This window comes from Peribacillus sp. (assembly GCF_059453735.1).
This window is the reverse complement of the sequence record NZ_JAZVJO010000203.1, coordinates 1-7,292: the sequence shown is the minus strand read 5'-3', so window position 1 is coordinate 7,292 and position 7,292 is coordinate 1. Positions and strand designations below refer to the sequence as shown.

6 protein-coding genes and 1 pseudogene are annotated in these 7,292 nt (G+C 39.4%); 6 read left to right on the top strand and 1 reads right to left on the bottom strand.

Annotated features, from left to right (window positions below):
- The 6 genes and pseudogenes from AC52RT_RS06450 to AC52RT_RS06425 all read left to right on the top strand — a co-directional run.
- A partial coding sequence (locus AC52RT_RS06450) for a response regulator (protein ID WP_495539984.1) occupies window positions 1-267 on the top strand: 267 nt, incomplete at its 5' end.
- Between the two features lie 215 nt (window positions 268-482).
- Complete coding sequence (locus tag AC52RT_RS06445) at window positions 483-1,358, top strand: CvfB family protein (protein ID WP_495539983.1); 876 nt, start codon at window positions 483-485, stop codon at window positions 1,356-1,358.
- Between the two features lie 285 nt (window positions 1,359-1,643).
- Window positions 1,644-2,468, top strand: a complete 825-nt coding sequence (locus AC52RT_RS06440) for a 3D domain-containing protein (RefSeq protein WP_495539982.1) — start codon at window positions 1,644-1,646, stop codon at window positions 2,466-2,468.
- A 587-nt stretch (window positions 2,469-3,055) separates the two neighbouring features.
- Window positions 3,056-5,176, top strand: a pseudogene (recQ, locus tag AC52RT_RS06435) (DNA helicase RecQ).
- Between the two features lie 52 nt (window positions 5,177-5,228).
- Entirely contained in the window at window positions 5,229-5,435 is a 207-nt protein-coding gene (locus tag AC52RT_RS06430; RefSeq protein ID WP_495539981.1) for a cold-inducible protein YdjO-related protein, read from the top strand.
- Between the two features lie 770 nt (window positions 5,436-6,205).
- Window positions 6,206-6,400, top strand: a complete 195-nt coding sequence (locus AC52RT_RS06425) for a cold-shock protein (RefSeq protein ID WP_040376133.1) — start codon at window positions 6,206-6,208, stop codon at window positions 6,398-6,400.
- Between the two features lie 112 nt (window positions 6,401-6,512).
- On the opposite strand, the gene AC52RT_RS06420 is transcribed toward AC52RT_RS06425, so the two are convergent.
- A partial coding sequence (locus AC52RT_RS06420; RefSeq protein WP_495539980.1) for a YitT family protein occupies window positions 6,513-7,292 on the bottom strand: 780 nt, incomplete at its 5' end.

The following is a 7,292-nucleotide window of genomic DNA, read 5'->3' as shown; positions in this document are numbered from 1 at the left end:
CCCGATGCTATTGTTCTTGATATTATGCTTGAAGAAGGAGACATGGATGGTTGGGATCTTATGCAAAAACTGAAAGAGAATCCTCAATTGAAAGATCTGCCCATCTTTATTTCAACTGCATTAGATGAGAAAGAAAGAGGCTTTTCTTTGGGCGCAAAGGATTACTTAGTTAAACCGTACCAGCCCAGCCAGTTATCAAAAATGATTCTCCAAACACTTTTAAGTAATGGCAAGCGAGGCCAAATCATGGTTCCACAGAGAGACTAACTTATAGATAAAGGTAACGGAGCAAATTTGCTCCGTTTTTTTATAGAAATCATCCAAAAAGAATGAAAATATAGCTTTTTTTCGTGATTTAGGGCATGAGAATCACTGATACTATATACAGTTGTTCGTAAAAATGGTAGATTCGTATAGGTTGGAAATTTAAAAATGGGTACACTAAAGGTATACAATGGTTGTTTACAGGAGGTTTTTTTATTATGTCAATTATAGAGGCCGGCAGGGTCGTTGAATTAGAAGTGGATCGTGAAGTTGAGTTTGGTTTTTTCTTAATAGATGAGACAGAAGAAAGTGTCTTGCTTCATCATAATGCGATTAAAGAAGGTATGGAAGTAGCGATAGGTGATTATGTCACGGTATTTATATATGTAGATAAGCAGGGTCGATTTACGGCTACAACATTGATTCCAGAAATCGGTTTTGATCAGTATGCTTGGGCTGAGGTTGTCGATGTAGAAAGAAGACTTGGTGTGTTTGTTAATATTGGTCTTCCTAAAGACCTGTTGGTGTCAGTCGATGATTTACCAAACATTGATCACTTATGGCCGACTGTTGGAGACAAACTATACATATGTCTGAAAACAGATCGGGAAGGGCGACTCTATGGAAAACTGGCAACTGAAGACGTTATGCAGGAAGTAGTTATAGATGCACCACAAAAGGGAATGTTTAATACACCTGTTTCCGGAAACGTCTACCGCCTGCTTCTAGTTGGTTCATTTTTCGTTTCTCAAGAAGGGTATCGCTGCTTTATCCACGAAAGCGAGCGAGAACAAGAGCCAAGACTTGGACAGTTTGTGGAAGGCCGAGTAATTGATATCAAAGAAGATGGCAGCTTGAACGTCTCATTACATCCTTTCAAACAAGATAAAATGGAAGGGGACGCTGGCGTTATCTATGGTTACTTAATGAACCGTGGTGGAGCCATGCCTTATTGTGATAAAACATCTCCTGATGATGTTGAATTCCATTTTGGAATCTCGAAGGGTGCGTTTAAGCGTGCACTCGGAAAACTAATGAAGGAAGGGAAAGTCTATCAAGAAGATGGCTGGACTTATTCCTCTGATCGAAAATAAGAACCATAAGTAAACGCCGGTGCTGCATGCACCGGTGTTTTTTTTGATTAAATCCATAGTCCGAATTAAGTGATAAATTACGAATTAGAAGGAGATGGTCATTTATAGCGATGGATTAGTGACTTATATGACAGTTTACGGAGAAACAGCTCGTTTGTAACACACTGACATCTTGCTGTTATCTTCGTCATCTGTTCTTTATCTGTTTGTCCTTTGAATGAAATGTGCCTATGTTATTATAATCCCTGTTAGCTTAATGAGCGTAACCAAGGAGGTACTATATTTATGAAAAAAATAATTCTATCTTTAGCTGCTGCAGCAATAATTTCCGGTGGTGCTGGAACCAACACCCACGCAGAAAACGTTAAAGTTCAAGACGGAGACACATTATGGGGACTTTCAGCAAAGTATGAAGTTTCGATCAACGATATAAAATCCTGGAATAACTTAACTTCAGATATGATTCACCCTAATGATCTTTTAAAGGTTTCCCGGGAAGAAACCTACACAATTAAAAACGGGGATACCTTATCACATATAGCTGCAATGTTCGGAGTGACTGTACAGGATTTAAAAGAATGGAACAAATTATCTTCTGATCTAATTCAACCAGACGATCAACTGTCCATCTTAACTAATCAATCAGCCGATACAACCGACTCTCAACCAGCAGCAGAACCTGCGAAACAAGCAGCTGTACAAGAGGATGCTGAAGAGGAATCTCAACCAGAGCAGCCTGTAAAAGAGGAAGCACCTGTACAAGCTGAACCAGTACAAGCTGAACCAGTACAAGAAGAAAATTCTTCTGAATCTGATACAGCAAACGAACTATCTGTTCGTGCAACGGCATATACCGCCAGTTGTGAAGGATGCACAGGAATCACGGCAACAGGTGTAGACTTGAATGCTAACCCTGACGCAATGGTCATTGCCGTAGATCCAACTGTTATTCCACTAGGATCTAAAGTCTATGTAGAAGGCTATGGCTATGCAACTGCTGCCGATACGGGCGGAGCCATTAAAGGAAACAAAATTGACCTATTCTTCGCAGAAGAAGAAGATGCTGTTAATTGGGGCGTCAAACAAGTCAACGTAAAAGTTCTTAAATAATTTAAGATAATAAAAACCATTGACCCCTTTGAGGTCAATGGTTTTTTATTTGTCATTTTATTATGAAGGTGAATTTTACATCTGGATGGCTGCCAAAACAGAGTATCTGTCTCTTAAGAACAAAAAAGATACTCATTTTACAAACTCATCAACGAAAAACGTGATCAATCCAGTTGAAAAGCTGTTTGGAGGTGGGGTTTCCATCCAAATGCGAAGTCAAAAAGCGCTTATTCGGCCCAAAAGATCCAACATTCGGCCCAAACCGCGATTTATTCAGCCTATACGGGGAATTATTCGGCCCAAACTCCAAGGTATTCAGCCCTAGCATTTCACTCCTCAGATGGGCTGCCAAAACAAGATTCCTGTCTCTTAAGAACAGAAAAGATATTCAGTTTACTAACCCCATCCACAAAAAACATGATCAATCTAGTTGAAAAGCTGTTTGGAGAGGGGATCCTCACCTAAATAAGAATTCGAAAACCAACCTAATCCAAAAAGAAGGCATTCTCTTTTCTTCGCCTTTGATGTGTGATGGGTTTCAATGTAGAATGAAGGGAGAAGTTTGAACGGGAAAGAGGGAATAAAGGATGATGGAACAGGCAAGACAGTATTTGAAAAAGTATTTTGGTTACGATGAATTTCGAAGCGGGCAGGATACGATCATTGAACAGGTTCTAAGCGGGAAAAATACAGCAGGGGTAATGCCAACTGGCGGTGGTAAATCCATTTGTTATCAAATTCCTGCGTTAATTTTGCCTGGGGTGACATTAGTTATTTCACCGCTAATTTCTTTGATGAAGGATCAGGTCGATACCTTACTGCAGAATGGAATTGAGGCTACGTTATTAAACAGCTCAATTAGTGCCTCGGAAGCAGATCAGCGGCTGCGTGATATCAAGGATGGAGTTTATAAACTAGTATATGTCGCCCCTGAACGGTTGGAAAATCCATATTTTATGAGGGAGCTTCAAGAGCTTAATATCTCTCTCGTTGCAATTGATGAAGCGCACTGTATTTCTCAATGGGGGCATGATTTTCGTCCAAGCTATTTACGTATCAACCCATTAATAGAACAGATTCCTTCTCGTCCAGTTGTTTTGGCTTTAACTGCTACAGCAACGCCCATCGTGCAGAAAGATATCTGCAAGTCACTTGGGATTGATGAGGATGATGCGATTTCCACTGGGTTTGCTAGAAAAAACCTGATCTTTTCTACCCTAAAAGATGAAAATCGAGATCAATATCTCAGCCGTTATCTTACTGAGAACAAAGAGGAATCAGGGATTATCTATGCGGCTACGCGGAAGGAAGTTGACAGATTATATACCCGCCTTATGAAAAGCGGGGTTAATGCTGGTCGATACCATGCCGGTATGAGTGAGCGTGAACGTTCAGAACAGCAGGAATTATTTCTACAGGATAATATATCGGTTATGGTTGCCACCAGTGCGTTTGGTATGGGAATTGATAAATCGAATGTTCGCTTCGTTATCCATTATCAAATCCCAAAAAATATGGAAAGTTATTAACAAGAAGCAGGCCGTGCAGGACGTGATGGACTGGATAGTGAATGTGTTCTTCTTTATTCTCCTCAGGATATACGAGTGCAACGGTTTTTGCTTGATCAATCTAACCCATCAGAGGACCGTCTGAATCAGGAACTTACTAAACTGAACTTGATGAAGGATTATTGTTTTACAGAAGGGTGTCTACAAGCATTTATCCTCCGTTACTTTGGTGAAGAGAATCCGGATGATTGCGGTCGTTGTGAAAATTGTCGAGACAGCCGATCTTCTGTGGACGTAACGACAGAAGCACAAATGGTGTTGTCTTGTATCATTAGGATGGGTGAAAGATTTGGGAAGACACTCGTAGCTCAAGTTTTATCTGGTTCGAAAAATAAAAAAATTGAAGAATTCGGATTTAAAACACTTTCTACCTATGGAATAATGGGGAAAAAGTCGGCGAAGGACATTACGGACTTTATTGATTTCCTGACAGCACGCCAGTTTATTGCCCTTTCAGGCGGACAGTTCCCTGTTTTGAAATTAACCAATGAAGGCAAAGAAGTATTACTCGGCAAGCAGCAAGTCTTGCGTAAGGAAATTGTTAAAGTTGCAGCTCTATCAGTCGATGATGAGTTGTTCCAAGAACTGCGTCAGCTGCGTAAGGAAATTGCACAAACAGAGAATGTACCGCCGTTCGTTATTTTCTCTGATGCAACGTTGAAAGATATGGCATCTAGGTACCCTAAAACAGATGAACAGTTCTTGGAGGTTAAAGGTGTAGGTAAGCAAAAACAAGAAAAGTATGGTGCACCGTTCCTTTCAGCGATTGCTCATTTTTTGAGTGATCATCCAGAATTAGCACCGATAGAGGGGCCGAACCATCCCACACCAAAAGAAAAAGGCGAACCGACTCATCTTGAATCGCTGAACTATTTTCAACAGAACAAGACTGTAAATGAAATCGCAGAAATTCGCGGTCTATCTCCTGTTTCGGTTGAAAATCATTTGATTAAATGTGCGTTAGAAGGGTTGGAACTTGATTGGGATCGGATTCTTTCTGATGAACAGCAGAAGCTGATTCTTAAGGCTGCTGGAGAAGTAGGGGCAGATAAGTTAAAACCGCTGAAAGAGGCTTTGCCTGCAGACATTACTTATTTCATGATTAAAGCGGCATTAGTAAGAAAGACAATGCTTGTCTAATATAAATAATTTTACCTCCTTTTGCATATAGTATAGAAAAAGGAGGTCGCTCATGTATTTTGGTAAAAAGAATTCAGAGGAACCAGCACCAATAATAGAGGACACCATTGTCTATGCGTGTGAATCAGAATCCTGCAACGGATGGATGAGAAAAGACTTTGCAACAGAAAATCAGCCTTGCCCAATGTGCGGCGGAAATCTGGTTGAGGAAGTGCGGGAATTACCGCAAATACTAACAGAATATAATGCGTATCGTTGAATAATAATCATAGCGTTAGGCAAAAAGGAAAGGCAGATGGATAGCAGTCATCGGCCTTTTTTAAAATTAATGTTTGACATGATTTATATAAGATGCTACAATATAAATTCAGTGTCGTAATAGACACAAAAGAGTAATTAACATAATAGCATATTTATTAAAGCCAAATGGTATATCCATTTGTTTTTGCATTAAAGTAGCTTATAGAAACAAGTTAGAAATTCAATGAATGACGGAAATACTTCAGATATAAAGTCCTCACTTGATTTTTACTTCTAAATTTTTAACTTACTTCTACTAAAATGTTGTCAGTCAAAAAATACCCCAGACCGGCATATAATTCAGTCTCCTTTAATAAATTTGTATTTTAAAACTGAAACCTGATTCTCACTGGCGCGGTCTTGGAGCCGTAAAGATGATAAGAGAGGCAGGGCTTTCATTGTATTAGGTTAAGGTTATAATTGCTCTTAAGCTTTCCACTATTCTTCCTTAGAGCCAAGCCTCTTTTGGTGGAATGGTTGGAAACCAAAACATATTCAGCATTCAGGCTGAAAAAAGCTGTCCTTATGAGAAAGGGCAGCTTTATTTATATCAGGATCAAGCGCTCTTCCAGAGATATAATTACATTTTAGACAGTGATTTGTGGTATAATAGATTTGAAATCCACAAAATAGACCATATAAGGGTACTCGTCTTTCATCTTATTCCAGTTAAATAAGCTTGATTTTGGGGATTGTAAGAAACCAATTCAAATCCAAGGAGTGGGATGTATGTATAAACGTAATAATACTGAAGAAGTAATACCTGAAGAAACAAAAGTGTGGGATTGTACATCAGAAGACTGTAAAGGTTGGATCCGGGATAACTTTACGAGTAGTGAAGTACCTAGCTGTCCTTTATGCGGAAGCGAAATGGTTCTTGGTACTAAAATGCTGCAGGCAATCAATAATCCTCGTCATAAATAATATACTAAATAAAAAAGCACACTCTATGAGTTGTGCTTTTTTTAATGAAGCTTCTCAAGGAAAGAACCACCTTGCATCTAAGATCATTCTTTCCTTGAGGAGCTGAACTTACTTAATGAATATCTCGCTTCTTAAAGCGTCCGCCTCTTACCTCGGCAATATCTCCAATCGCAAGAAACGCTGAGGTATCGAAATCTTTAACGATATCCTTAAGCTTTGCTTCTTCGAGCCGGTTGATGACACAAAATATTACCTTTTTATCATCCCCAGAATAGGCACCCTCACCAGTAAGGTAGGTGACGCCTCGTCCAAGACGATGAAGAATTGCGTCTCCGATGTCCTGAAATTCATCGCTGATAATCCAGACGAATTTTGATTCATCTAACCCTGCAATAACAACATCCATGGATTTGTATGCCACAAAATAAGCAAGAATCGAATACATTGCACGATCCCAAGTGAAAACAAAACCCGCACTTCCAAGGATGAATAGGTTAAAGAACATGACAATTTCACCTACTGAAAATGGCAGTTTTTTGCTGGAAAGGATGGCAAGTATTTCAGTTCCATCTAAAGAACCACCATATCTAATAACGATTCCGACTCCAATCCCAAGAATCATTCCCCCGAAAATAGCGGCGAGAGTCATATCTGAGGTAAAAGCGGATACATGGTGCAGGAAAGACGTGGTAATGGATAGAATGGTAATCCCATACAGTGTAGATAGGGCAAATGTTTTTCCGATTTGCTTGTAGCCAATAAAAAAGAATGGAAGGTTTAAAATAAAAATGAATAATCCTAGTTTCCATCCAGTAATATACGATAGCATAATCGATATTCCTGTAATACCCCCATCAATAATCTGATTTGGGACAAGGAAGACTTCAAGTGC

Bases quoted from the DNA above. Each gene is read 5' to 3' on its own strand.
- AC52RT_RS06445 (WP_495539983.1), top strand. From the start codon at position 483: ATGTCAATTATAGAGGCCGGCAGGGTCGTTGAATTAGAAGTGGATCGT.
- AC52RT_RS06440 (WP_495539982.1), top strand. From the start codon at position 1,644: ATGAAAAAAATAATTCTATCTTTAGCTGCTGCAGCAATAATTTCCGGT.
- AC52RT_RS06430 (WP_495539981.1), top strand. From the start codon at position 5,229: ATGTATTTTGGTAAAAAGAATTCAGAGGAACCAGCACCAATAATAGAG.
- AC52RT_RS06425 (WP_040376133.1), top strand. From the start codon at position 6,206: ATGTATAAACGTAATAATACTGAAGAAGTAATACCTGAAGAAACAAAA.